20 protein-coding genes and 2 pseudogenes are annotated in these 24,402 nt (G+C 60.1%); 5 read left to right on the forward strand and 17 right to left on the reverse strand.

Annotated elements, in window-relative coordinates; genetic code table 11:
- Positions 1-72: 72 nt before the first annotated feature.
- From accD to Q7T10_RS00175, 17 genes are all read right to left on the reverse strand, one after another.
- Positions 73-945, reverse strand: coding sequence for an acetyl-CoA carboxylase, carboxyltransferase subunit beta (accD, locus tag Q7T10_RS00095; RefSeq protein ID WP_304744557.1), 873 nt, complete (start codon positions 943-945; stop codon positions 73-75).
- 89 nt (positions 946-1,034) lie between these two features.
- Positions 1,035-1,853: a tryptophan synthase subunit alpha gene (gene trpA / locus Q7T10_RS00100; protein WP_304744559.1), complete on the reverse strand. Its 819-nt coding sequence runs from the start codon at positions 1,851-1,853 to the stop codon at positions 1,035-1,037.
- Complete coding sequence (gene trpB, locus Q7T10_RS00105; protein WP_304744562.1) at positions 1,850-3,118, reverse strand: tryptophan synthase subunit beta; 1,269 nt, start codon at positions 3,116-3,118, stop codon at positions 1,850-1,852. The genes trpA and trpB overlap by 4 nt, the downstream gene beginning before the upstream one ends.
- Positions 3,111-3,833, reverse strand: coding sequence for a phosphoribosylanthranilate isomerase (locus Q7T10_RS00110; RefSeq protein ID WP_304744564.1), 723 nt, complete (start codon positions 3,831-3,833; stop codon positions 3,111-3,113). The genes trpB and Q7T10_RS00110 overlap by 8 nt, the downstream gene beginning before the upstream one ends.
- Positions 3,830-4,612, reverse strand: a complete 783-nt coding sequence (truA, locus tag Q7T10_RS00115; protein WP_304744567.1) for a tRNA pseudouridine(38-40) synthase TruA — start codon at positions 4,610-4,612, stop codon at positions 3,830-3,832. Before truA ends, Q7T10_RS00110 begins: the two co-directional genes overlap by 4 nt.
- A gap of 47 nt (positions 4,613-4,659) precedes the next feature.
- Positions 4,660-7,263 (reverse strand): FimV/HubP family polar landmark protein, encoded by a 2,604-nt coding sequence (locus tag Q7T10_RS00120; RefSeq protein WP_370653699.1) that lies wholly within the window; start codon positions 7,261-7,263, stop codon positions 4,660-4,662.
- Between the two features lie 247 nt (positions 7,264-7,510).
- On the reverse strand, positions 7,511-8,641 hold the full coding sequence (gene asd / locus Q7T10_RS00125) for an aspartate-semialdehyde dehydrogenase (protein ID WP_370653700.1): 1,131 nt from the start codon (positions 8,639-8,641) through the stop codon (positions 7,511-7,513).
- A gap of 229 nt (positions 8,642-8,870) precedes the next feature.
- Positions 8,871-9,941 carry a 3-isopropylmalate dehydrogenase gene (gene leuB / locus Q7T10_RS00130; protein WP_304744571.1) on the reverse strand — a complete coding sequence of 357 codons (1,071 nt, stop codon included), beginning with the start codon at positions 9,939-9,941 and terminating at the stop codon, positions 8,871-8,873.
- 34 nt (positions 9,942-9,975) lie between these two features.
- Positions 9,976-10,626, reverse strand: coding sequence for a 3-isopropylmalate dehydratase small subunit (gene leuD, locus Q7T10_RS00135; protein WP_304744573.1), 651 nt, complete (start codon positions 10,624-10,626; stop codon positions 9,976-9,978).
- 23 nt (positions 10,627-10,649) lie between these two features.
- Positions 10,650-12,098: a 3-isopropylmalate dehydratase large subunit gene (leuC, locus tag Q7T10_RS00140; protein ID WP_304744575.1), complete on the reverse strand. Its 1,449-nt coding sequence runs from the start codon at positions 12,096-12,098 to the stop codon at positions 10,650-10,652.
- Positions 12,099-12,211: 113 nt separating this feature from the next.
- Positions 12,212-13,522 carry a citrate synthase gene (gene gltA / locus Q7T10_RS00145; protein ID WP_304744577.1) on the reverse strand — a complete coding sequence of 437 codons (1,311 nt, stop codon included), beginning with the start codon at positions 13,520-13,522 and terminating at the stop codon, positions 12,212-12,214.
- A 10-nt stretch (positions 13,523-13,532) separates the two neighbouring features.
- A complete protein-coding gene (locus Q7T10_RS00150; RefSeq protein ID WP_304744579.1) occupies positions 13,533-13,832 on the reverse strand; it encodes a succinate dehydrogenase assembly factor 2 in 300 nt (99 codons plus the stop codon).
- A gap of 6 nt (positions 13,833-13,838) precedes the next feature.
- The gene (locus Q7T10_RS00155; protein ID WP_304744581.1) at positions 13,839-14,543 is read right to left on the reverse strand and encodes a succinate dehydrogenase iron-sulfur subunit; all 705 of its coding nucleotides are present in this window, start codon (positions 14,541-14,543) and stop codon (positions 13,839-13,841) included.
- Between the two features lie 32 nt (positions 14,544-14,575).
- Positions 14,576-16,369 (reverse strand): succinate dehydrogenase flavoprotein subunit, encoded by a 1,794-nt coding sequence (gene sdhA / locus Q7T10_RS00160; protein WP_304744583.1) that lies wholly within the window; start codon positions 16,367-16,369, stop codon positions 14,576-14,578.
- A 68-nt stretch (positions 16,370-16,437) separates the two neighbouring features.
- Complete coding sequence (sdhD, locus tag Q7T10_RS00165) at positions 16,438-16,803, reverse strand: succinate dehydrogenase, hydrophobic membrane anchor protein (RefSeq protein ID WP_304744585.1); 366 nt, start codon at positions 16,801-16,803, stop codon at positions 16,438-16,440.
- A gap of 52 nt (positions 16,804-16,855) precedes the next feature.
- A complete protein-coding gene (gene sdhC / locus Q7T10_RS00170) occupies positions 16,856-17,317 on the reverse strand; it encodes a succinate dehydrogenase, cytochrome b556 subunit (protein ID WP_304744587.1) in 462 nt (153 codons plus the stop codon).
- Positions 17,318-17,458: 141 nt separating this feature from the next.
- Positions 17,459-18,262 (reverse strand): GntR family transcriptional regulator, encoded by an 804-nt coding sequence (locus tag Q7T10_RS00175; protein WP_304744589.1) that lies wholly within the window; start codon positions 18,260-18,262, stop codon positions 17,459-17,461.
- Positions 18,263-18,441: 179 nt separating this feature from the next.
- Here Q7T10_RS00175 and Q7T10_RS00180 point away from each other — a divergent pair, with 179 nt between their 5' ends.
- The 5 genes and pseudogenes from Q7T10_RS00180 to Q7T10_RS20760 form a co-directional block, all read left to right on the forward strand.
- Positions 18,442-19,428 (forward strand): malate dehydrogenase, encoded by a 987-nt coding sequence (locus Q7T10_RS00180; protein WP_304744591.1) that lies wholly within the window; start codon positions 18,442-18,444, stop codon positions 19,426-19,428.
- Positions 19,429-19,457: 29 nt separating this feature from the next.
- Positions 19,458-20,504: a CoA ester lyase gene (locus tag Q7T10_RS00185; RefSeq protein ID WP_304744593.1), complete on the forward strand. Its 1,047-nt coding sequence runs from the start codon at positions 19,458-19,460 to the stop codon at positions 20,502-20,504.
- A gap of 35 nt (positions 20,505-20,539) precedes the next feature.
- Entirely contained in the window at positions 20,540-21,073 is a 534-nt protein-coding gene (locus Q7T10_RS00190) for a hypothetical protein (RefSeq protein ID WP_304744595.1), read from the forward strand.
- A gap of 63 nt (positions 21,074-21,136) precedes the next feature.
- A pseudogene (locus tag Q7T10_RS20755) lies at positions 21,137-22,423 on the forward strand (aconitate hydratase B); the annotation flags it as partial.
- Positions 22,424-22,426: 3 nt separating this feature from the next.
- Positions 22,427-24,124, forward strand: a pseudogene (locus Q7T10_RS20760) (bifunctional aconitate hydratase 2/2-methylisocitrate dehydratase); the annotation flags it as partial.
- Positions 24,125-24,402: the final 278 nt, after the last annotated feature.

A 24,402-nucleotide genomic window follows, 5' to 3' on the forward strand; every position in this document is an offset into this window, starting at 1 on the left:
AGTGCGCATGCCTCCTAAGCGTGAAATACAGGTTCGATTCCTGTCGGCGGGACCACACTCTCAGGCAGCGATTCACGCCACGGCATCGGCGCTTTGGCGCGTCAGCATGGCCAGCGTGTTGGCAATGGTTTTGCGCAACTCGCGGCGGTCACAAATCAGGTCCACAGCGCCCTTGGTCTGCAGAAATTCTGCCCGCTGAAAACCTTCTGGCAAGGTCACGCGCACGGTCGATTCAATCACCCTCGGCCCGGCAAAACCGATCAGGGCTTTGGGCTCGGCAATCACCACATCGCCCAAAAAGGCAAAGCCGGCACTGACACCGCCCATGGTCGGGTCGGTCAGCACGCTGATGAAAGGGAGACCTTTTTTGGCCAGGTGCGTCAGCGAGGCATTGGTTTTGGCCATCTGCATGAGAGAAAGCAGCCCCTCTTGCATGCGTGCACCCCCGGTGGCGGTAAAGCAGACAAACGGCACCTTTTGCTCAATGGCGGTATGCACGCCACGGACAAAGCGCTCGCCGACCACCGAGCCCATGCTGCCTCCCATGAACTCGAATTCGAAGCAGGCGGCCACCAGGCCGATACCCAGCACCGAGCCGCCCAGCACCACCAGCGCGTCGGTTTCACCGGTGTTTTCCAAGGCTTCTTTCAGGCGTTCGGGGTATTTGCGGCTGTCCTTGAATTTGAGCGCATCGACGGGAAGCACTTCCTGCCCCAGTTCATAGCGGCCTTCGCCGTCCAGGAAGGCATTGAGCCGCGCGCGTGCGCCGATGCGGTGGTGGTGGCTGCACTGCGGGCAGACATTCTGGTTTTTTTCCAGGTCGGTCTTGTAGAGCACGGCCTCGCAACTCGGGCATTTGATCCACAGGCCTTCCGGCACACTGCGGCGCTCGGTCGGGTCCGTGTGGCTGATTTTTGGGGGGAGGAGTTTTTCTAACCAAGACATGAAGTCAGTCCTTGTGGTGTTGCGCTGCAGTAAACCTGCTGGCGCAAGTCGAAAAGCGCCATTATGCGCTGGCTATGCGGGGCCAAAAGTCAGTCCAGGGCGTTACGGATCTCTTGTAAAAAGGCCTGGGCAACGGCGGCCACTTTGTCGCGGGGCTGGTTTTCAATCAGCTGGATGATCTTGCTGCCAATCACCACGGCGTCCGCCACCTTGCTGATGGCCTTGGCCGTGGCGGCATCGCGAATGCCAAAACCAACGCCCACGGGAACGCGCACATGCTGGCGAATGCGCGGCAGCATGGCTTCCACGGCATCGACATCCAGCGCGCCGGAGCCGGTCACGCCCTTGAGCGAGACGTAATACACGTAGCCGCTGGCGACCTGGGCCACCTGCGCCATGCGCGCATCGGTGCTGGTGGGCGCCAGCAAAAAGATCAGGTCCATGCCGTGGGCGCGCAGCCTGGCGGCAAATTCCACGCACTCTTCGGGCGGGTAGTCCACGATCAGCATGCCGTCCACGCCGGCCTCGGCGGCATCGCGGATAAAGGCGCTTTCGGTGGCGCTTGCGCCATGCTTGATGTCGTAGCGCTCGACCGGGTTGGCGTAGCCCATCAGCACCACGGGCGTGGTGTTGTCCCGGGTGCGGAATGCGCGCACCATCTCCAGCACCTGGAGCAGGCCGACGCCTTGGGCCAGTGCCTTTTCGCCGGCCTTCTGGATCACCGGGCCGTCGGCACTGGGGTCGGAAAATGGCACGCCCAGCTCGATCACGTCGGCGCCGCCCGCCACCATGGCGTGCATCAACTCGGGCGTGATGTCGGCATATGGGAAGCCCGCAGTGACGTAAGGAATCAGGGCTTTGCGGCCTTGGGACAGCAGCGCGTCCAGGGTGGGTGTGATGCGGCTCATGGCTTGAACTCCACGACTTGCGCGCTGCCTTTGATGCTCTGGCCGTGGCACGAGGGGCGGCAGTAAAAGTCGGCGTTCGACAGGTCGGCCACGGTGCCGATGTCCTTGTCGCCGCGGCCTGAAAGGTTGACCAGAATGCTCTGATCGGTGCGCATGGTTTTGGCCAGCTTCATGGCGTAGGCCACCGCGTGGGCCGACTCCAGCGCCGGAATGATGCCTTCGGTGCGGCACAGGTAGTGAAAGGCTGACAGCGCTTCGGTGTCGGTGATGCCGACATATTCGGCGCGTCCGATGTCTTTCAGGAATGCATGCTCGGGGCCCACGCCCGGGTAGTCCAGGCCGGCGCTGATGCTGTGGGTTTCGGTAACCTGGCCATCCTCGTTCTGCAACACATAGGTGCGGTTGCCGTGCAGCACGCCGGGCAGGCCGCGCTGCAGCGACGCCGAGTGCCTGCCGCTGTCCATGCCCTCGCCGGCGGCTTCCACGCCAATCAGGCGGGTCTGCTCATGGGTGATGTAGGGGTAAAAAATGCCCATGGCATTGCTGCCGCCGCCCACGCAGGCGACGACGGCGTCGGGTTGCTTGCCGTCGTTCATCTCGGGCATCTGGCTCAGGCATTCGGTGCCAATGACGCTCTGGAAGTCGCGCACCATCATGGGGTAGGGGTGCGGCCCGGCGACGGTGCCGATGATGTAGAAGGTGTTGTCCACGTTGGCAACCCAGTCGCGCATGGCCTCATTGAGCGCGTCCTTCAACGTACAGCTACCGCTCTCCACCGGCACCACACTGGCGCCCAGCAGCTTCATGCGGTACACATTGGGGCTTTGCCGCTTGACGTCTTCGCTGCCCATGTAGACCACGCATTCCAGACCGTAGCGGGCGCAGATGGTGGCGGTGGCAACACCATGCTGGCCGGCACCGGTCTCGGCGATGACCCGCGGTTTGCCCATGCGTCTGGCCAGCATCGCCTGGCCGATGGTGTTGTTGATCTTGTGGGCGCCGGTGTGGTTCAGGTCCTCGCGCTTGAGAAAGATCTGCGCGCCACCCTGTTCACGGCTCATCCGGTCGGCGTGGTAAACCGGGGAGGGGCGGCCCACAAAGTGCGCCAGCTCGTAGTTGAATTCGGCGACAAAGGCGGGGTCGAACTGGTATCTGGCGTAGGCCGCTTTCAGCTCGTTGATGGCGTGCGTCAGCGTTTCGGAGACGAAACTGCCGCCATAAATGCCGAAGTGACCCCGCGGGTCAGGTTGGTGATACTCAAACATTTGTTGAAATCTCTGCAAGTTGTCTGTCGGCCGCTCGAACGGCGGCAACAAACTGGTTGATTTTTTCGAGGTCCTTGATGCCCTTGTTTCCTGGACCGGACATCTCCACCCCCGAGCTCACATCGACGGCCAGCGTTTTACACCGTGGCCGAACCTGCAGGATGCCGTCGGCCACGTTTGCAGCATTCAGCCCACCACTCAAGACGAGGTGAGCGTTGACGTTTGGAGGCAGAAGTGACCAATTGAATGTTTGCCCGCCACCACCATACCCGTCGACATGTGCGTCGAGCAAAATGGCCTGGGCCTTTGAGTAATCCTGTGCATATTTTACGAGATCAAAGTGGCGGCCGGCATCGCCCAGCGGAATGCGTGCTGCCCGCAAGAATGATCGGGCACCCTGGTGCGTTGCGTCCAGGCACTGCTCCGGCGTTTCCTCCCCATGAAACTGGACTGTAGCCCCCGCGATAGAAGCGCACGCAGCTATTATTTTTGTAGCACTCTCATTGACGAACAGCAGGACGGGTGTGACAAACGGCGGCAGCCGTCGGGCCAGTTCAGCGGCACGCTCAACGGACACATGGCGCGGGCTTTTTTCATAGAGCACAAAGCCGATGGCATCCGCGCCAGCGGCCACCGCCGCGTCCACATCCGCTTCACGGGTCAGACCGCAAATCTTGATTCGCGTGCGTTGGGCGCTCAGTTGGTTTGATGTCATGGCAATCCATCATACGCAGGCGTGCGATCCGGTAGCCCCCAGTGCGGCGCGTAGCGGGGGCCGAGAAAATAAAGCCCGTCCGGTGAAAATGTTGGCGCTGCAACGTCCCGATTGCGGGCCAGCAGTACCTCCTGTATCCAATCGGGGGGGTGCTTGTGCTGCCCCACCGCAACAAGGCAACCCATGATGTTTCGGATCATGTGGTGCAAGAACGCGTTGGCCTCAAACTCAAACCGCCAATAGGCGCCGCGCCGCGAAATCTCGATGCGCTGAAGCGTCTTTTCGGGCGACAAGGCCTGGCAGGCAGAGGCTCGAAAGGAGGTGAAGTCGTGCGTGCCCAGGAGATGTGCCGTTGCCTGCCGCATCACGTTCATGTCCAGGGGGCGGTAAGCCCAACCGACACGACCGGCGTCCACACTGGGGCGCACCGGCGACTCCATCAGTATGTAGGCGTAGCGGCGCGACAACGCGCTGGCACGGCAATGGAATTGATCTGGTACCGCCTGCGCCCATTCCACTGCGATGTCGCGGGGCAAGAAGGCGTTGGTGCCACGTACCCAGGAAGATGTGGCGCGCTCCAGTGGGGTGTCGAAGTGGACAACCTGCATCAGACCGTGCACGCCCGAATCGGTTCGGCCCGCGCACAAAGTTGAAACCCTTTGCCCGGTGAACCGGCCCAAGGCCATTTCGAGTTTGTCCTGCACGGTCTGGCCGGATAACTGGCTTTGCCAACCCTGGTAGGCCTGCCCGTTGTAGCTGATTCCGAGTGCCAACCTCACGGTAAGTTCATGTCGCTGCCATCGGCGATCGATGACAGCGAGCCTGACTAGAGATTGCTCAGGGCGCGTTGCGCCTTGATTTTCATGTCACCCGACGCTTCCGAGATCACTTCTTCGATCAAGGCGCGGGCACCGTCGTCGTCGCCAATAGCCCTGAATTCTTCAGCGAGCGCCAGCTTGGTTCCCAGCGGGTCTTCGTGCGCGCCTGGCGCAGCAGCGGCGGTCTCCACCTCTGGCGCATCTCCCAGGTCAAGTGACAATGATCCGAGGTCAAACTCCAGCATGGTCAGATCCGGTGCTGGCGGCGGCGCTTCAGTTTCCGAACTGGGCAACGGCGCCGGGCGGGTGGCTCCAAAACTGGTGGCCGCCTGTTGGGTGAAATCTTCGCTGGCGGCAGAAGGCATGGTCAGGCTGTTGTCCTCGACTTCCAGGTCGGGGAGGGAGAACTCGATGGCATCGGTGTCAACAGCGGCCTGTGGTGCCTCGAAGGGTTCCATCGCCTCTGTACTCAATCCGAAGTCCAGGTCGAGCGCGGCAGCCGGGGCCGGTTCTGCAATGCTCGCCGTGGCCTCACGGATGACGCTGGCGGGTTCTTCGTCAAGGGCGAAATCGAGGTCCAGGTCCAGATCCATGGCACCTGAAGGCTGAAACGCATTGGCTTGCACGGCGACGGGACCTCCGGTGTCCACCGAACTGCTCGCGTAGTCAAGTGGCGCCGGCCGTGAAGGCGTGCCATCCGGATTATTCGGTTGCCCGCCGGGTTGGTACAGGGCATTGGCTGGGTCTATGCCCAGGCCAAGTTCACAAACACGTTCCCAGTCGGGTCCTTCGCCGTTGGTCACTTTGAAGGCCAGTGTGGCAATCTCCTCGAAGCCTTTCGTGTCACGCCGCTTGGCGAAAATCTCAAGCAGCTTGTGATGGATCGCGATGCGTCCGGGGTTGCTGCGCAGGGCATCCTTCAGGATTTCCTCTGCCTGCAGATCGCGGCCATAGGCCAGATAGACATCCGCTTCGGCGACGGGGTCGACGTCGTCTACCGCGTCAAGCTGGCTGGGCGAGTACACCATGGAGGAGCCGGTCGCGGAGCTGTCATTGGTATCGACGCTCTGCCCGCCGCTGGCGCCAAAGAACGAGTCAGGCCGCAAACGGCTCTCCAGGAAGACGCTGTCGACCTGGGACGCATTCTTGCGCTGCCGAGCCCGGTAGAACCCAAAACCGGCCAAAAGAGCGATCAAGCCAATGGCGCCAGCCGGGACCAATGGGTTTTCAATCAGTTCATCGACCATGCCGACTTCGGGCTGCGGGGCTGGCACAACTACGGGGCGCTTTGCCGCCGCGGATGCGGGGGCTGCTGGTGCGGAAACCGTCTGGGCAGGCGGGGTGAGGGGCGTCGATGCCGCCGCACTCGCTGCCTGCTCTGGCGCCATGCTTGCTGCGGAGGCCGCTTGCGCCGGCGTTGTGACGGCCGCGACCACTGTCGCGGGGCCCGAGGCCGCCGCCGCTGCGGACGCTGTCAGGCTGGGTGCAACCACGCTCGACGCGGCTCCCAGTTTGTTGAGCTCGCTGATGTTCCTGGAGACTTCAGCAGCCCGGCTGGCAGCGTCTTTGGCACTGCGTTCCCTGGCCAACTGGTCTTCAGCAGGTTTCCCTTGCAGGGCCCCTTTTGACAGCGTGAGTTTGTCAGGCGCCGTCGTGAGGGGTTTCTTGTCCTCAACCTGGGCTTGCACAGTGCCGCTGGCTTTCCGGTCAGCGGCTGCCACCTGGGCGCTCGGTGCACTGGTGGCAAGCCTTCGGCGGAATTCGTTGAAATCCTTGCTCTGCGCAACAATGATCTGGGAAGCCTCCCCGGCAGGGGTTGCACCAGCCTGCTCCGCCGTAGGGACGTTCATGACCGAGCCGGCCTTGACGCGATTGACATTGTTGTCTACGAACGCTTCGGGGTTGGCGCGCAACAGGGCGACCAGCATCTGGTCCAGCGACACGTTGGCTGGTTTTGTCGCGGTAGCTATTTTGCTGGCAGTGTCGCCGGACTTGACGGTCACTTGCTCCGTTCCGGTGCTCGGCACCCGGGCCACGGCTGGTGGGGCTGGCGTCCTGGTGGGACCCGTTCGGGGCTCAGCCGGTTGCGTCGCTGCCGGCGGTGGCGCAACTGGCGCACGGGCAGCCGCACCGCTGGCCGGGGGCTGGGCCGGAACCTGCGCAGCGGTGGGCGCGGCGGGTTTCGCCTGTCGCAGGCTTGGCGGGTCAAACAACATGGTGTAGTCGCGAACAATGCGACCCGATGCCCAGCTGGCTTCCAGAATCATGTCCACAAACGGATCATTGATAGCCCGGTCGCTACTCAAACGGATATAGGCACGCCCGTTTGCGCGTCGTTGGAGTGTGGCTTGCAGGCCTGACATGGCCGGGTTGTATTCCAGCCCGGCTGCCCGGAATGCGTCCGGTGGCGCAACGGCCGCCTTCAGCGAGGCGGCCTCTTCGGCATTGATATCGGGAACATCGATTTCCGCACGCAATGGCTCTCCAAGTGCCGACTGGACCGTGATGCGTCCGAGCGACAGTGCCGTCGCATTCGATGCCCAAAGGCCGAAAAGCGCCGCGGCGGCGGCCGCCATGGCAGTTTTTTGCCAGCGATGTGAGTTAGCTATCAATTTGTGGACTCCGGTGTTCGGGCGGCTGGAAAAAAATGTCTCATTATGCGAACAAATGCCTCGATACTAAAAACCTGAAAAGTACCTTAACATCAATGCCTTACGCTGACAAGCTGAGAAACCTTTTAACTTTGAATCGCCCGAAGTCAGGGTCCAATCCCATGGTTTCTATGTTGTGAACCGACAACGGCCTGTCATGCCCGATCAGGTGCCATGAGAGGTCGTTCGAATTCCGCCAATGCCCGGTTCAGGCCGCCAGCAAGATTCGCAGCATGCGGCGCAGGGGCTCTGCGGCGCCCCACAAAAGCTGGTCGCCAATGGTGAAGGCACCGACATATTCCGGGCCCATCGCGAGTTTTCGAATGCGTCCTACCGGAATGCCCAGTGTTCCCGTGACGGCGACCGGCGTCAGATCGTGCATGCTGGCTTCGCGTGTATTGGGAACCACTTTGACCCAGGCGTTGTCGGCGGCGATCAGGGCTTCAATGTCGGCAGTAGGCACATTCTTTTTGAGTTTGAATGTCAAGGCCTGACTGTGGCAGCGCATGGCGCCAATGCGCACGCAAAAACCGTCCACCGGGGTCTCAGCCGTCCCAAAGGCGGCGCCCTGGCCCAAAATCTTGTTGGTCTCGGCCCCAGCTTTCCATTCTTCGCGACTCATGCCGTTGCCCAGATCCTTGTCGATCCAGGGGATCAGGCTGCCGCCCAGGGGCACGCCGAAATTGGCCGTTTCGGCACTTGTCAACGATTGCTGTTTGGACAGGACCTTGCGATCAATCTCCAGGATGGCCGATTTGGGGTCGTCCAGCAGGCCTTTGACCTCCGCGTTGAGGGTGCCGAATTGAGTCAGCAATTCGCGCATGTGCTGAGCGCCACCGCCTGATGCCGCCTGGTAGGTCATGCTGGTCATCCACTCGACCAGCCCCGCCTTGTACAGGGCGCCCACGCCCATCAGCATGCAACTCACCGTACAGTTGCCGCCAATCCAGTTGTTTCCACCTTTGGTCAACGCGTTCTTGATGACCGGCATGTTGACCGGGTCCAGGATGATGACGGCATCGTCATTCATGCGCAGGGTGGAGGCAGCGTCAATCCAGTGGCCCTTCCAGCCCGCTGCGCGCAGTTTGGGGAATACCTCGGTGGTGTAGTCGCCACCTTGCGCGCTGATGATGATGTCGCATTTCTTGAGCGAGGCAACATCAAAAGCATCCTTGAGGGTGGATTCGTTCTTCGCCTGAGCTGGCGCCTTGCCGCCTGCATTGGAGGTTGAAAAGAACACGGGTTCAATCAGGTCGAAGTCACCTTCGGACTGCATGCGGTCCATCAATACGGAACCGACCATGCCGCGCCAGCCTACCAGGCCGACCACATTTCCAATTTTCATCATGTTGCCCTTTCAGATATTGTCGAAATACAGGAATTTCATCTGCCCGGCTCGTCTGGCCGGTGGGGCGCGACGAACCGGGCTGTGTCAGCCTTTAATGGTTGTCGTTTTGGTGCTTGCAGCGAAGATCGACACGCCCATGCCACCGGCCCCGCGCGATGCGAGTGCTGCCAATTGGTGACGTATGAGCGTGTTGCAGTGCATCATTAAATTGTAAGCGAAACTATTTCAGCGCCCTGACAACCGCTGCGCCCATTTCCGCGGTACTGACCCGGGTCGTGCCTTCGCTGAAGATGTCGGCCGTGCGCAGTCCTTGCGCCAGGACCGATTTCACGGCGTCGTCAATGCGCTGGGCCGCCGCTTCCTGGTTCAGGCTGAACCGCAACATCATGGCGGCACTCAGAATGGTTGCCAGGGGGTTGGCGATACCTTTGCCGGCGATGTCCGGCGCGCTGCCGTGGCTCGGCTCATACAGGCCCTGGTTGCTTGCATTCAGGGAAGCCGAGGGCAGCATGCCGATGGAGCCTGTGAGCATGGCGGCCTCGTCGCTCAGGATGTCACCGAACATGTTGCCGGTGACCACCACGTCAAATTTCTTGGGCGCACGCACCAGCTGCATGGCGGCGTTGTCCACGTACATGTGGTCGAGTTCCACGTCGGGGTATTCCTTGCCCACTTCAGTGACCACATCCTTCCAGAACTGGAAGGTCTCCAGCACGTTGGCCTTGTCGACGCTGGTTACGCGCTTGCTGCGTTTGCGGGCGGCCTGGAAGGCAACATGGGCAATGCGCTCGATTTCGGGACGTGAGTAGCGCATGGTGTCGAACGCTTCCTCGGCGCCGGGGAAGTGCCCGTCAGTGGCGATGCGCCGGCCGCGTGGCTGGCCGAAATAGATGTCGCCAGTCAACTCGCGAATGATCAGGATATCGAGGCCGGCAATCAGTTCGGGTTTCAGACTTGAGGCGCCGACCAGCTGCTCGTAGCAGATGGCGGGCCGAAAGTTGGCAAACAGTCCCAGGTTCTTGCGCAAGCCCAGAATCGCCTGCTCGGGACGCAGCGGACGATCAAGCTTGTCGTATTTCCAGTCGCCGACTGCACCAAACAGCACGGCATCTGCTTCTTTGGCCAGCTTGAGCGTGGCGTCCGGCAGGGGGTGGCCGTGCGCTTCATACGCGGCACCACCGACCAGTGCGGTTTCCATCTCGAACTTGAGATCGAGGGCCTTCAAGACCTTGACGGCCTCCGCCACAATTTCGGTACCAATGCCATCGCCTGGCAATACTGCAATTTTCATGATGAGATTGACTCGCTATTAATTTTATAGATGCTTACGAAATCAGCGTGCGGGCTAGCCATGGTTTTTGTGCAAGACGCTGGGCTTCGAAAGCCTTGATCTTGTCCGCCTGGCGCAAAGTCAGACCAATGTCGTCAAAACCATTGAGCAGGCAATACTTGCGAAATGGCTCCACCTCGAAGGGCAGTTCTTCTCCATCGGGCTTGACGATGACCTGCCGCTCCAGGTCGATGGTCAGGGCGTAACCGGGGAAGGCCGCGGCCTCGTCAAACAGCTGGCTGACCTGCGCTTCACTCAGCACAATGGGCAGCAAACCGTTTTTGAAGCTGTTGTTGAAGAAGATGTCAGCGTAGCTCGGCGCAATGATGGCTCGAAAGCCGTATTGATCGAGGGCCCAAGGGGCGTGTTCACGCGACGAGCCGCAGCCAAAGTTTTTGCGCGCCAGCAGAATGGACGCGCCCTGATACCGCGGCTGATTGAGCACGAAGTCCGGGTTAGGCTTGCGGCTGGCGGGGTCCTGGCCGGGAAAGCCCGCATCCAGATACCGCCACTCGTCGAACAGATTTTGACCAAACCCGGTCTTCCGAATGGATTTCAGGAATTGCTTGGGAATGATGGCGTCGGTGTCGACGTTTTCCCGGTCCATCGGGGCGACAAGGCCGGTGTGCAGGGTGAATTTTTGCATGGTGATTTCCTTTGCCTATGGTCTCAGACAAATTTCCTGACGTCCACAAAATGGCCGTGAATGGCAGCGGCGGCGGCCATCGCCGGGCTGACCAGATGTGTGCGTCCGCCGGCACCCTGACGGCCCTCAAAGTTCCGGTTGCTGGTGGATGCGCAACGCTCACCCGGCTCCAGCCGGTCGGCATTCATGGCCAGGCACATGGAGCATCCGGGCTCGCGCCATTCGAACCCGGCGGCCTTGAAAATCTCATGCAGACCTTCGCGTTCGGCCTGCTCCTTGACCAGGCCCGAGCCGGGCACGACCATGGCCAGCTTGACGGTCTTGGCGACTTTCTGCCCCAGCTTCTTGACCAGCGCCGCGGCTTCACGCATGTCTTCAATCCGGCTGTTGGTGCAGGAACCGATGAAAACCTTGTCGACATACAGGTCGTTCAGCGCCTTGCCCGGCTCCAGTCCCATGTAGACCAGCGCGCGCTCGATCGCGCTGCGCTTGTTGGCGTCCTTCTCTTTATCGGGGTCGGGCACGCGGCCATCAATGCCCAGCACCATCTCGGGAGACGTACCCCAGGTGACTTGCGGAATGATCTGAGCCGCATCGAGTTCAACAACGGTGTCGAACCGGGCGTTGGCGTCGGAGTGCAAGGTCTTCCAGTACGCCACGGCTTGATCCCATTCCACCGCCGCGGCCGCGTCGTTGGCGGCGCTGTGGCCTGGCGCCAGCGGCCGGCCTTTGACATACTCGATGGTTTTTTCGTCCACTGCGACCAGCCCGGCACGGGCGCCTGCCTCAATGGCCATGTTGCACACAGTCATGCGACCTTCCATGCTCAAGGCACGAATGGCCGAGCCGGCAAATTCAATGGTGTAGCCGTTGCCGCCTGCCGTGCCTATTTTGCCGATGATGGCCAGCACGATGTCTTTGCCGCTGCAGCCGCGTGGCAGTGTGCCATCGACTCGCACCAGCATGTTTTTTGCCTTCTTGGCCAGCAGGGTTTGCGTGGCCATCACATGTTCCACTTCGCTGGTGCCAATGCCGTGGGCCAGGGCGCCGAATGCACCGTGCGTGGAGGTGTGCGAGTCGCCGCACACTACCGTCATGCCTGGCAGGGTGGCGCCGTTTTCGGGCCCGATGACATGGACAATGCCCTGGCGTCTGGACAGGAAGGGGAAGTAGGCTGCCGAGCCAAACTCGCGCATATTGGTGTCCAGCGTCACGACCTGCTCTTTGCTGGTGGGGTCGGTGATGCCGTCATAACCCCGTTCCCAGCCAGTGGTCGGTGTGTTGTGGTCGGCGGTGGCCACGATGGAGCTGACGCGCCACACCTTGCGTCCCGCCTGGCGCAGTCCTTCAAAGGCCTGCGGGCTGGTAACTTCGTGCACCAGGTGGCGGTCGATGTACAGGATGGCCGTGCCGTCTTCTTCGGTATGGACAACGTGCTCGTCCCAGAGTTTGTCGTAGAGGGTGCGTCCCATGTGATTTTTCCTTGGCAATCCGTGATTTTATGCGGCGTTGTGAAGCCGCGACGTCTTCCAAACAAAACGCCCGCCGGTGTTGCCATCCGGCGGGCGTTTCAAACGACGCGCTATCAGCGTTTGGAAATCGGCAGGACGTCCCGCTTGACCGAACCGGTGAACAGCTGGCGCGGACGGCCAATCTTGTATTCGGGGTCGCCAATCATTTCATTGAGCTGTGCAATCCAGCCCACGGTGCGCGCCAGCGCGAAGACCGCAGTGAACAGGCCCACTGGAATGCCGATGGCGCGCTGCACGATGCCGGAGTAGAAGTCGACGTTGGGGTAGAGCTTGCGCGACACGAAATACTCGTCTTCCAGCGCGATTTTTTCCAGCGCCATCGCCAACTTGAACAGGGGATCGTTTTCCAGCCCCAACGCGGCCAGAACTTCCTTGCAGGTTTCCTGCATGAGCTTGGCACGCGGATCATAGTTCTTGTAAACCCGGTGTCCAAAGCCCATCAGCTTGACGCCGGAGTTCTTGTCCTTGACCTGCTCCATGAACTGGCCGACTTTGGCAATACCGCCCATTTTCTGGATGTCTTCGAGCATGTTCAGGCAGGCTTCATTGGCGCCGCCATGCGCGGGGCCCCACAGACAGGCCACACCTGCAGCAATGGCCGCAAACGGGTTGGTGCCGGAGCTGCCGCACAGGCGAACGGTGGATGTGGAGGCGTTCTGCTCGTGGTCGGCGTGCAGCACGAAGATGCGGTCCAGAGCGCGTTCGATGACGGGGTTGACCACATAGTCAGCGCATGGGGTGGCGAACATCATGTGCAGGAAGTTGCCCGCGTAGCTGAGGTTGTTCTTGGGGTACATGTAAGGCTGGCCGACACTGTACTTGTACGCCATGGCCACCAGGGTGGGCATCTTGGCAATCAGGCGGATCGCCGAGATTTCCCGGTGTTCCGGGTTCGTGATGTCGGTGCTGTCATGGTAGAAGGCCGACAGAGCGCCCACCAAGCCGGTCATGATGGCCATCGGATGGGCGTCGCGACGGAAGCCGCGCAGGAAAAACTGCATCTGCTCATTGACCATGGTGTGGTTGCTGACGCGCTTCACGAAAGCGGCCTTGGCGTCAACATCCGGCAGGTTTCCGTACAGCAACAGATGGCAGGTTTCCATGAAGTCGCAGTTGGTGGCCAGCTGCTCAATCGGGTAGCCACGGTAAAGCAACTCACCCTTGTCGCCATCAATGTAGGTGATGGCGGACTGGCAGGATGCCGTGGACAAAAAGCCCGGGTCATAGGTGAACATGCCGGTCTGCGCGTACAGCTTGCGGATATCCACGACATCGGGGCCGACGCTGCCCTGGTACACCGGCAAGTCAACACTGGGGCTGCCGTTACTGAACGACAGGGTGGCTTTGTTGTCAGCTAATTTCATCATCTACCTCTCAAAGGGTTTCTCTTAACATACCTAAAACTTCACGTACATCATCACGATCCAGCTCTGCATCGACTTGCGCAAGTGTCTTGCGTGCCAGATGCAGGTCAAGCAGATCGTTGTCGCTGAGCTCCATTAAATCGCTCAGACCTTGCGACTGCTTGACGGTCAGACCCGATTCAAAGCGCCGGAAGAATCGTTCGATGAAAATATCGTTCTCAAGCAGGCCGCGGCGGCAGCGCCATTTCAGCCGGCTCAAGCCGCGCTCATCGAGCAGTTCTTCGGGGTGCGTCACAGCGCGGGTTTCCATACCTGATCAAACCGTGCGCAGAACCATCAATTCCTTGATCTTGCCAATCGCTTTGGTCGGGTTGAGTCCTTTCGGGCAGACATCGACGCAATTCATGATGCTGTGGCAGCGGAACAGGCGATAGGGGTCTTCCAGATTGTCCAGCCGCTCTCCGGTGGCCTCGTCGCGACTGTCAGCGAGAAAGCGGTAGGCCTGCAGCAGACCCGCCGGGCCCACAAATTTGTCTGGGTTCCACCAGAAGCTGGGGCATGCCGTCGAACAGCTGGCGCACAAAATGCACTCGTACAGGCCATTGAGCTCATCGCGCTCTTCAGGACTCTGCAGACGCTCCTTCTCGGGCGGCACGTTGTCGTTGATCAAATAGGGTTTGATGGAGTTGTATTGCTTGAAGAACTGTGTCATGTCGACGATCAGGTCCCGCACGACGGGCAGACCCGGCAATGGCTTCAGCACAATGGTGCCCGGCAAGGTACGCATGTTGGTGAGGCACGCCAAGCCGTTCTTGCCATTGATGTTCATCGAGTCCGATCCGCAGACACCTTCACGGCATGAGCGGCGGAAACTGATGGTTGGATCCTGCGCCTTGAGTTTCATCAACGCGTCCAGCAACATGCGTTCGCTACCGTCGAGTTCCACCTCGATGGTCTGCATGTAGGGCTTGGCGTCGGTATCAGGATCGTAGCGGTAGATCTGGAAGGTGCGTTTGGACATGGGGTGTTCTCGCTAATCTGGTGGACCTGGACTTAGAAGCTGCGCACGGTGAGCGGCACAGAGTCGACCGTCAGCGGCTTCATCTGTACCGGCTTGTAGGTCAGCGAATTGCTTTTGCTGTGCCAAAGCGTGTGCTTGTGCCAGTCAGTGTCATTGCGGCCATTCGGGTGTTGGGGCGTGTCGCCGTAGTCATTCACCGAATGCGCACCACGGCTTTCATGGCGCGCTGCAGCAGACACGATCGTTGCCTGTGCGGCTTCAATGAGATTCTCAACTTCCAGCGCTTCGATGCGCGCGGTGTTGAAAATCTTCGACTTGTCTTTCAGGCCGATGGATTTGACACGCTCGCGCAGAGCGGCAACCTTTGTCACGCCTTCGTCCATGATGGCCTGGGTGCGGAACACGCCTGCGTGTTGTTGCATGGTGGCCCGAATGTCATTGGCCACATCCTGCGCGTACTCGCCGCCAGTGGCGTTGTCCAGACGCGCAATGCGCGCCAGTGTGGCGTCTGCGGCGTCGGCAGGCAGTTCTTTATGCGTGGTCGTCTTGTTGAACTCAACAATGTGGTTGCCGGCCGCGCGGCCAAACACCAGCAGATCGAGCAGCGAGTTGGTGCCCAGACGGTTGGCGCCGTGCACACTGACACAGGCACATTCACCCACCGCATACAGGCCGTTGACCACCTCGCTCTTGTTGTCAGCATTCTGCGTGACCACCTGGCCGTGGATATTGGTCGGGATGCCACCCATCTGGTAGTGGATGGTGGGCACGACGGGAATCGGCTCCTTCGTGATATCGACGTTCGCAAAGTTGTGGCCGATCTCAAACACCGACGGCAGGCGCTTCATGATGGTGTCGGCACCCAGGTGGGTCATGTCGAGGTTGATGTAGTCCTTGTTCGGTCCACAGCCGCGGCCTTCCTTGATTTCCTGGTCCATGCAACGCGACACATAGTCACGCGGCGCCAGATCCTTGTAGGCAGGGGCGTAGCGCTCCATGAAACGCTCGCCATTGCTGTTGCGCAAAATGGCGCCTTCGCCGCGGCAACCTTCCGTCAGCAGCACGCCCGCGCCGTGCACTCCGGTGGGGTGGAACTGCCAGAACTCCATGTCTTCCAATGGAATGCCCGCCCGTGCCGCCATACCCAATCCGTCGCCGGTGTTGATGAAGGCGTTGGTCGAGGCCGCAAAGATGCGGCCGGCGCCGCCGGTGGCCAGCAGGGTGGTCTTGGCTTCGAAAATATGCACGTCCCCGGTTTCCATTTCCAGTGCAGTGACTCCCACCACGTCGCCATTGGCATCGCGGATCAGGTCCATGGCCAGCCACTCAACGAAGAAACTGGTTTTTTCCTTGACGTTTTGCTGGTACAGCGTGTGCAGCATGGCATGACCTGTGCGGTCAGCGGCAGCGCAGGCGCGCTGCACTGGCTTTTCACCGTAGTTGGCCGTGTGGCCGCCGAACGGGCGCTGGTAGATCGTGCCGTCGGGGTTGCGGTCAAAGGGCATGCCCATGTGCTCCAGGTCATACACGACCTTGGGTGCTTCACGGCACATGTATTCAATTGCGTCCTGGTCGCCCAGCCAGTCGGACCCCTTGACGGTGTCGTAAAAGTGGTAGTGCCAGTTGTCTTCGGACATGTTGCCCAATGACGCGCCAATGCCTCCCTGCGCTGCCACGGTGTGTGAGCGTGTCGGGAACACTTTGGACAGTACCGCCACGTTCAGGCCGGCGCGGGCCAGTTGCAGCGAAGCGCGCATGCCGGAGCCACCGGCACCGACGATGACGACGTCAAATTTGCGCTTGGGGAGTTTGGATGTTGCGGTCATGATTTTTATGAAGTCTTGGTAGTCGGATGCGACAAGATGGGTCTCGAAAACGTCTTTTTGAAAACGTTCTACAGGCGCCACAGGACCTGAATGCCCCAGCCAGCGCAGGCAATCAGCCAGACAATGGTGAACACCTGCAGCGACAGGCGAAGCCAGACCGGCTGGATGTAGTCCATCCAGATCTCACGCATGCCAACCCATACGTGGTACAGCAAGGCGATGATGACTGTGAAGGTCAAGGCCTTCATCCACTGGGATGAAAAAATGCCGGCCCACTGGTCGTAACCGATGGGGCCTTTGCTGAAAATGACCTGGGCCAGCACCAGCAGGGTGAAGAGGGCCATCAGGGCCGCGGTGACCCGCTGGGCCAGCCAGTCACGCAAACCGTAGTGAGCGCCGACAACGATGCGTTTGGAGCCGTAATTGACAGACATGATCGGTTTCCTGGTGAGTTGGGGTCAGAGTTGCAGATCTGATCCGAAAGAATTAATAAAGGCCAAACAGCTTGGCACCCAATATGAACGTCAGGCCAATGCTCACAGCCAGCGTGAATGCGGCTGATGACTTGCCGAACTCCTTGCTGACGGCGGCGTGGTGGGTGTCCATCCACAGGTGGCGAAGACCGGCGATGAAGTGGTGCAGATAGGCCCAGATCAGAGCGAGCGCGACCAGCTTCATGAGCCATCCTGGCACGACCCATCCTCGCGCCAATTCGAGGCCGATTGCAAAAGTTCTGCTGAACTTAGCAAATGAGATTTCGGAAGAAATCGAGCTGTCAAACATCCAGATGATGAAGGGCAGCAACAGGAACATGATGAGACCGCTGGCGCGGTGCATCCCCGACACCAATGCCGCCAGTGGCCATCGGTAGCCAGGAAGATCTTTGAAGGCGTTGATATTGCGGAATTCAGGCCGCTTTTTCTGGGAGGGGGTGACAAGCTCAGTCATGGATAGGCTTTCGTGGATGTAACTGCGTTGTAATTTCTGAAGGCTGCCAGGGCAAAATTCTATTGCACTGCAGCAAGCTGACACAGAGGTTTCAAAATTAAGTTGATTTTTGTTGTGTTAGGTCAGGGGACTTGCCGAGCTTCAGCTTAACTCGTTTCGGTAGTAATGGGTATCGGTCAGATACAGGCCGCGACGCAACTCCATTGGGGCGTCGTTGTAGGTGTATGCAATGCGTTCCACGCTCAGCAGTGGTGTGTTTTGCTCTATTTTTAATAGCGAACTCTGCACTGAATCAGGAAGCACAGCGCGTATTTTTTCTTCCGCCCGGACCATGCGAACACCAAACTCGGTTTCAAACAGGGCGTACATGGGGCCGTGGTAATCGCTTAGCCGCTCGGCGGTAAGCCCCTTGAATGGGCCACCCGGTAGCCAGAGTTCTTCCAGAATGGTCGGTTTGTCGGCAAAGGACAGAACGCGGCGTACCTGCAGCACCGGGTCACCGGTGCGCAAGGCCAGTGCGCGTGCCACGTCGGCAGATGCACGAAGGCGTTTGCAATCAATGATCCGGCGCTGGGCCGGGCCCTCGCTACTGGTGTCGCCATTGTCCGGAATCAGTTTCAAAAACCTGTATTGCACCTGCTGCTCGGCATGGGTGGCCACAAAGGTGCCCTTGCCTTGCCGGCGCACGAGCAGATTCTCGGCGGCCAGTTCATCGATGGCCTTGCGTACCGTGCCCTGACTGACACGAAAACGTGCTGCCAGCTCCATTTCGCTGGGAATTGCTTCGCCCGGCTTCCATTCGCCAAGGCGCAGGCTGTTCAGTATCAGGCCCTTGATCTGCTGGTACAGGGGGCTGAAAGCCGGCGTCACCTGCGCATTGGCAAGGGCACCGCTGTCGGTGCCTGCGAAGGCGTTTCCAGTTGAAGGGACAGGTGTTTGTGACATGGATGGTTGATCCCGCGCATGGTTAGCGAGTAAGCACAATCATATCTTATATAAGACATAAGACAAGTTGACGTCTCAGGGTTTTCCAGAGTAAACTCGGCCCGCATTCTGTGGGGCTCAGGCAACTTTGAAGAGCCGCCACCAGCAACCCGTTTCACAACACTTCTGGAGTTCTCATCATGAGCAAAAAGCCCGTCCGCGTTGCCGTCACCGGCGCAGCAGGTCAAATTGGTTACGCAATCCTGTTCCGCATCGCCTCGGGCGAAATGCTGGGCAAAGACCAGCCGGTGATCCTCAGTTTGCTGGAAGTCCCCATGGAAAAAGCGCAGCAGGCGCTGAAGGGCGTGATGATGGAGCTGGAAGATTGCGCTTTCCCGCTGCTGGTCGGGATGGAAGCCCATAGTGATCCAATGACTGCGTTCAAAGACGTGGATTACGCTTTGCTGATTGGTTCGCGTCCCCGTGGCCCCGGCATGGAGCGCGCTGAATTGCTGGCGGTCAATGCTGAAATTTTCACCGCCCAGGGCAAGGCTCTCAACGCCGTCGCCAGTCGCAATGTCAAGGTGCTGGTGGTGGGCAATCCTGCCAATACGAACGCCTACATCGCCATGAAGAGCGCGCCAGACCTGCCACGCAAGAACTTCACCGCCATGCTGCGCCTAGACCACAACCGTGCCTTGAGCCAGATCGCCGCCAAGACCAGCAAGCCAGTCGCCGATATTGAGAAGCTGGTGGTGTGGGGCAATCATTCACCCACCATGTACGCTGACTACCGATTTGCCACCATCAATGGCGCCAGTGTCAAGGACATGATCAACGACCAGGACTGGAATGCCAACACCTTCCTGCCCACAGTCGGCAAGCGTGGTGCAGCCATCATTGCTGCGCGCGGTGTGTCGTCAGCGGCGTCGGCTGCCAACGCCGCCATCGATCACATGCACGATTGGGCGCTGGGCACCAACGGCAAGTGGGTCACCATGGGCATTCCATCGGATGGCCAGTACGGCATCCCCAAAGACACGATGTTTGGTTTCGCGGTGACCTGCGAGGGTGGCGAATACAAGGTGGTTCAAGATCTGCCGATTGACGCGTTCAGCCAGGAATGCATCAACAAGACCTTGAAGGAGTTGCAGGAAGAGCAAGCCGGCGTCGCCCACCTGCTGTAGTTATTGACTGGTCAAAGCGAGTCAGGCTTGTGAGGCATCCGCGTGAAGTGCTCCTTGGTGCGCAGGCGGCAGCAGTTTCGCTGCCCGTCTGTGACCATTACAGCGGGGTCGAGGCGCGGATGATCAAGAGCCTGGCTCTGCAGGCTGAAATGTCTGCAGAGTTCGGTGCCTGTGTGTTCGATGTCACGCTGGACTGCGAAGACGGTGCCCCGGTTGGCGGCGAAAAAGACCATGCCAATATGGTTGTAGCCCTCGCCAATCAAGCGCATCTAGCTGCAAAAAATATAGCATTCGATATAACGCCACGCGTTGCGGCGCGTGTGCATGCGGTAGACCATCCTGCGTTCGAGCAGGACCTGGACATCATCGTTGGCGGCGCGGCAGCTGCCTTGTGCCACGTGATGATTCCAAAAGTAGAAACGGTCGCAGATGTTGATCGAGCGGCACGGCTGGTAGACCAGGCGGCGTGTCGGTCAGGTCGGTCGCACCCCTTGCCGTTGCACGTGCTGATTGAGTCGCCAGCCTCGGTTCACCGGGCCTTCGAGATTGCAGCGCACCCCCGCGTGCAGTCGCTGAGCTTTGGTTTGATGGATTTCGTGTCAAGCCACGGGGGGGCGATTCCGGCCAGTGCGATGGGGATTGCGGCAAGCCCTGACGCCGATGACTTGGACCAGTTTTCACATCCGCTGGTGCTTCGTGCCAAGCTGGAGATCGCGTCGGCCTGCCATGCCCAGGGCAAAGTGCCCGCCCATTGTGTGGTGACTGAATTCAGCGATACGGCGGCGGTGCAGGCTGCTGCGACGCGGGCCTGCCGTGCGCTGGGCTACACACGCATGTGGAGCATCCACCCGGCCCAGATCAGGCCGATCCTGGAGGCATTTGCGCCCCAGGCCCACGAGATTGAACTGGCAGCGAATATCATGGCCGCTGCGGAGAAAGCAGACTGGGCGCCCATCTCGTTGGGCGGCAAGTTGCATGACCGCGCGAGTTACCGCTATTTCTGGCAAGTGCTGGAGCGGGCACATCAGACTGGGCGGCGTCTTCCTGACGAAGCACGGGTCTATTTTTCGGTTTGATTTCGGCCCAAGGCCATTGACTGAGGTTACGAATGATGAAAAAACTGCTTGTATCCATGTTCCTGGTGGCCGTGCCCGTCGCCCTGCTGGCGCAGACGACCGTCAAGGCGCAAAGCAAGGCGGCACGCGCGCCGGCCAGTCGTGTCGAAATCAAAACCACCGCCACGCAGATGGCCTCCGGCATCATGGCGGCCGAAGCTGCCTTGACACCGGCCGAACTGGCGATTGCGCAGCGCGTGTACCACGGCAAGTTGCCATGCGAGTTGGGCGCTTTTGTGACCTTGACGGCAGACCCCAAATCGCCGGGCTATTTCGATGTTCAGACCAAGAACCAGAAGTACCGCATGTTCCCGGTTGAAACCAGCACGGGTGCCATCCGGCTGGAAGATCCGCAAGGCGGGGCGGTCTGGTTGCAGTTGGCCAACAAGTCCATGCTGATGAATCAGAAATTGGGCAAACGGTTGGCCGATGAGTGCATGAGTCCAGACCAGGCCGCCATGGCCGAGCTGCTGATCAAGAATCCAGCCCCCAGCGTACTCGATGCGCCTGTGGTGGCTGCTACTAAATAGATAGCATGCGGCGCCCATTTAACAGGGGCCATGACCATTTTTGTTGATTAAGAAGGAGTATTTATGTTGCAGACCTACCGTGCCCATGTCGCGGAACGCGCCGCCCTCGGCATTCCCCCGTTGCCCCTGTCTGCCAAGCAGACGGGCGAACTCATCGAGCTGCTCAAGAATCCGCCAAAAGGCGAAGAAGCAACGCTGGTGGACCTGATCACGCACCGCGTGCCAGCGGGTGTGGACGACGCCGCCAAGGTCAAGGCCAGCTATCTGGCGGCGGTCGCGCACGGCACGGAAAAATGCCCGCTGATCTCCCGTGAAAAGGCGACGGAACTGCTGGGCACCATGCTCGGCGGCTACAACATCAGCCCGCTGGTCGATTTGCTCGACGACGCAGTGGTCGCGCAGGTGGCAGCCAATGGCCTCAAGAAGACCCTGCTGATGTTCGATCAGTTCCATGATGTCAAGGAAAAAGCCGACAAGGGCAACACATATGCCAAAGAGGTGTTGCAGAGCTGGGCCGATGCCGAATGGTTCACGAGCCGTCCCGAGGTGCCTGAATCGATCAGGCTCACCGTTTTCAAGGTAGCCGGGGAGATCAACACCGACGACCTGTCGCCGGCACCCGACGCCTGGAGCCGCCCCGACATTCCACTGCACGCGCTGGCCATGCACAAAAATGCGCGTCCCGGCATCACGCCGGAAGAAGACGGCAAACGCGGACCAGTCAGATTCATCAACGACCTCAAGGCCAAGGGCAACCTGGTGGCCTATGTGGGCGACGTGGTGGGCACCGGCTCCTCGCGTAAATCAGCGACCAACTCGGTGCTCTGGTTCACCGGCGAGGACATCCCGTTTGTGCCCAACAAGCGTTTTGGTGGTGTGTGTCTGGGGGCCAAGATTGCCCCCATCTTCTACAACACCATGGAAGACTCCGGCGCACTGCCAATCGAACTGGATGTGAGCCAGATGGCCATGGGCGACGTGATCGAACTGCGACCCTATGACGGGAAAGCGCTCAAGGACGGCAAGGTGATTGCGGAGTTCAAGCTGAAGAGTGATGTGCTGTTTGATGAAGTACGTGCCGGTGGCCGTATTCCGCTGATCATTGGTCGTGGCCTGACGGCCAAGGCGCGCTGGGCGCTGGGCCTGCCGGTGTCAACGCAGTTCCGTTTGCCGCAGAACCCCGTCGACAATGGCCGTGGCTTCACTCTGGCGCAAAAAATGGTCGGCCGCGCTGTCGGACTGCCGGAAGGCCAGGGCGTGCGCCCCGGCACTTACTGCGAACCCAAAATGACGTCTGTCGGATCGCAAGACACCACCGGCCCCATGACCCGCGATGAGCTCAAAGACCTGGCCTGCCTGGGTTCCAAAATTGCACCGATCTTCTACAACACCATGGATGACTCCGGCGCGCTGCCGATCGAGCTCGATGTGAGCCAGATGGCCATGGGCGACGTGATCGAGCTGCGTCCCTACGAGGGCAAGGCGCTGAAAGACGGCAAGGTGATTGCGGAGTTCAAGCTCAAGAGCGAGGTGCTGTTCGACGAAGTGCGCGCCGGCGGCCGCATTCCGCTGATCGTCGGCCGCGGCCTGACGGCCAAGGCGCGTTTTGCGCTGGGCCTGCCGCTGTCCACCCAGTTCCGCTTGCCGGTCAGTCCGGAAGACAACGGCCGCGGCTTCACGCTGGCCCAGAAGATGGTGGGCCGCGCGGTCGGCATGCCTGAAGGCCAGGGCGTTCGCCCGGGCACCTATTGCGAACCCAAAATGACCAGCGTGGGCAGCCAGGACACCACCGGCCCGATGACCCGCGACGAGCTCAAGGACCTGGCCTGCCTGGGCTTTTCAGCCGACCTGGTGATGCAGTCGTTCTGCCACACCGCGGCTTACCCCAAGCCGGTCGATGTCAAGATGCACCATGAGCTGCCCGATTTCATGAGCGACCGTGGCGGCATCCCGCTGCGTCCCGGTGACGGCATCATCCACAGCTGGCTCAACCGCATGCTGCTGCCCGACACCGTCGGCACCGGTGGCGACAGCCACACGCGTTTTCCGATTGGCATCAGCTTCCCTGCAGGCTCCGGCCTGGTCGCCTTTGGTGCCGCCACCGGCGTGATGCCGCTAGACATGCCCGAGAGCGTGCTGGTGCGTTTCAAGGGCAAGCTGCAGTCCGGCATTACCCTGCGCGACCTCGTCAATGCGATTCCGCTGTACGCCATCAAGGCGGGCTTGCTGACCGTGGCCAAGCAGGGCAAGGTCAACATATTCTCGGGCCGCGTTCTGGAAATCGAAGGCTTGCCTGACCTGAAGGTCGAGCAGGCGTTCGAGCTCAGCGATGCCTCCGCCGAGCGCAGCGCCGGTGGTTGCACCGTGCACCTGAACAAAGAACCGATCATCGAGTACATCACCAGCAACATCACGATGCTGAAATGGATGATTGCCTCGGGCTATTCCGATGTGCGCACCATCAATCGCCGGATCAAGGCGATGCAGGCCTGGCTGGCCGATCCGCAACTGCTGAAACGCGACGCCGACGCGGAATACGCAGCCGTCATCGAGATTGATCTGGCTGATATTCACGAGCCGATCGTGGCCTGCCCGAACGATCCGGATGACGTGAAAACGCTGTCTGAGGTCGCCGGTGCCAAGATCGACGAAGTTTTCATTGGATCCTGCATGACCAACCTCGGCCACTTCCGGGCCGCCAGCACACTGCTGGAGACCAAGCGCGATAGTCCGGTCAAGCTGTGGATGGCGCCGCCCACCAAGATGGACGCCAAGCAGTTGACCGAAGAGGGTCACTATGGCGTGCTGGGCTCCGCTGGCGCACGCATGGAAATGCCCGGCTGTAGCCTGTGCATGGGCAATCAGGCGCAGGTCAGGGAAGGCGCTACCGTGTTCTCGACTTCCACGCGCAACTTCCCGAATCGTCTGGGCAAGAACAGCTACGTGTACCTGGGCAGTGCCGAACTGGCGGCCATCTGTTCCAAGCTGGGGCGTATCCCGACCAAGGCAGAGTACATGGCAGACATGGGGGTACTGATGGCGGACATTGTCTAGGTTTATAAATACCTGAACTTTGACAAGGTCTAGGTTTACACCGACGCTGCGGCTTGCGTCAAGGAAAGTGCTGCCGCTTGATTGGTGATATCGAGCCCCGAAGAAGGCTCGATACTTGATCCCCAAGCGCCCCGCAATCCAGATCGCGGGGCGTTTTTTTTGCGCCAGGCCAAGGGCACGAGTGCCGGATAATTCGCGGAATGAACGCGCTTCAATCCATTCCCTTGTCCCTACAGACGGTTTTGTTGCTGGTAGGCAGCAATATTTTCATGACT

It is taken from the genome of Rhodoferax sp. (assembly GCF_030646845.1).
Taxonomy (GTDB): Bacteria; Pseudomonadota; Gammaproteobacteria; order Burkholderiales; family Burkholderiaceae_C; genus Rhodoferax.

What these genes read in the sequence shown, in the direction of transcription:
- accD (WP_304744557.1), bottom strand. Translation starts at nt 945, where the DNA reads ATGTCTTGGTTAGAAAAACTCCTCCCCCCAAAAATCAGCCACACGGAC.
- trpA (WP_304744559.1), bottom strand. Translation starts at nt 1,853, where the DNA reads ATGAGCCGCATCACACCCACCCTGGACGCGCTGCTGTCCCAAGGCCGC.
- trpB (WP_304744562.1), bottom strand. Translation starts at nt 3,118, where the DNA reads ATGTTTGAGTATCACCAACCTGACCCGCGGGGTCACTTCGGCATTTAT.
- Q7T10_RS00110 (WP_304744564.1), bottom strand. Translation starts at nt 3,833, where the DNA reads ATGACATCAAACCAACTGAGCGCCCAACGCACGCGAATCAAGATTTGC.
- leuB (WP_304744571.1), bottom strand. Translation starts at nt 9,941, where the DNA reads ATGAAAATTGCAGTATTGCCAGGCGATGGCATTGGTACCGAAATTGTG.
- leuD (WP_304744573.1), bottom strand. Translation starts at nt 10,626, where the DNA reads ATGCAAAAATTCACCCTGCACACCGGCCTTGTCGCCCCGATGGACCGG.
- leuC (WP_304744575.1), bottom strand. Translation starts at nt 12,098, where the DNA reads ATGGGACGCACCCTCTACGACAAACTCTGGGACGAGCACGTTGTCCAT.
- gltA (WP_304744577.1), bottom strand. Translation starts at nt 13,522, where the DNA reads ATGAAATTAGCTGACAACAAAGCCACCCTGTCGTTCAGTAACGGCAGC.
- Q7T10_RS00150 (WP_304744579.1), bottom strand. Translation starts at nt 13,832, where the DNA reads ATGGAAACCCGCGCTGTGACGCACCCCGAAGAACTGCTCGATGAGCGC.
- Q7T10_RS00155 (WP_304744581.1), bottom strand. Translation starts at nt 14,543, where the DNA reads ATGTCCAAACGCACCTTCCAGATCTACCGCTACGATCCTGATACCGAC.
- sdhA (WP_304744583.1), bottom strand. Translation starts at nt 16,369, where the DNA reads ATGACCGCAACATCCAAACTCCCCAAGCGCAAATTTGACGTCGTCATC.
- sdhD (WP_304744585.1), bottom strand. Translation starts at nt 16,803, where the DNA reads ATGTCTGTCAATTACGGCTCCAAACGCATCGTTGTCGGCGCTCACTAC.
- sdhC (WP_304744587.1), bottom strand. Translation starts at nt 17,317, where the DNA reads ATGACTGAGCTTGTCACCCCCTCCCAGAAAAAGCGGCCTGAATTCCGC.
- Q7T10_RS00175 (WP_304744589.1), bottom strand. Translation starts at nt 18,262, where the DNA reads ATGTCACAAACACCTGTCCCTTCAACTGGAAACGCCTTCGCAGGCACC.
- Q7T10_RS00180 (WP_304744591.1), top strand. Translation starts at nt 18,442, where the DNA reads ATGAGCAAAAAGCCCGTCCGCGTTGCCGTCACCGGCGCAGCAGGTCAA.
- Q7T10_RS00190 (WP_304744595.1), top strand. Translation starts at nt 20,540, where the DNA reads ATGAAAAAACTGCTTGTATCCATGTTCCTGGTGGCCGTGCCCGTCGCC.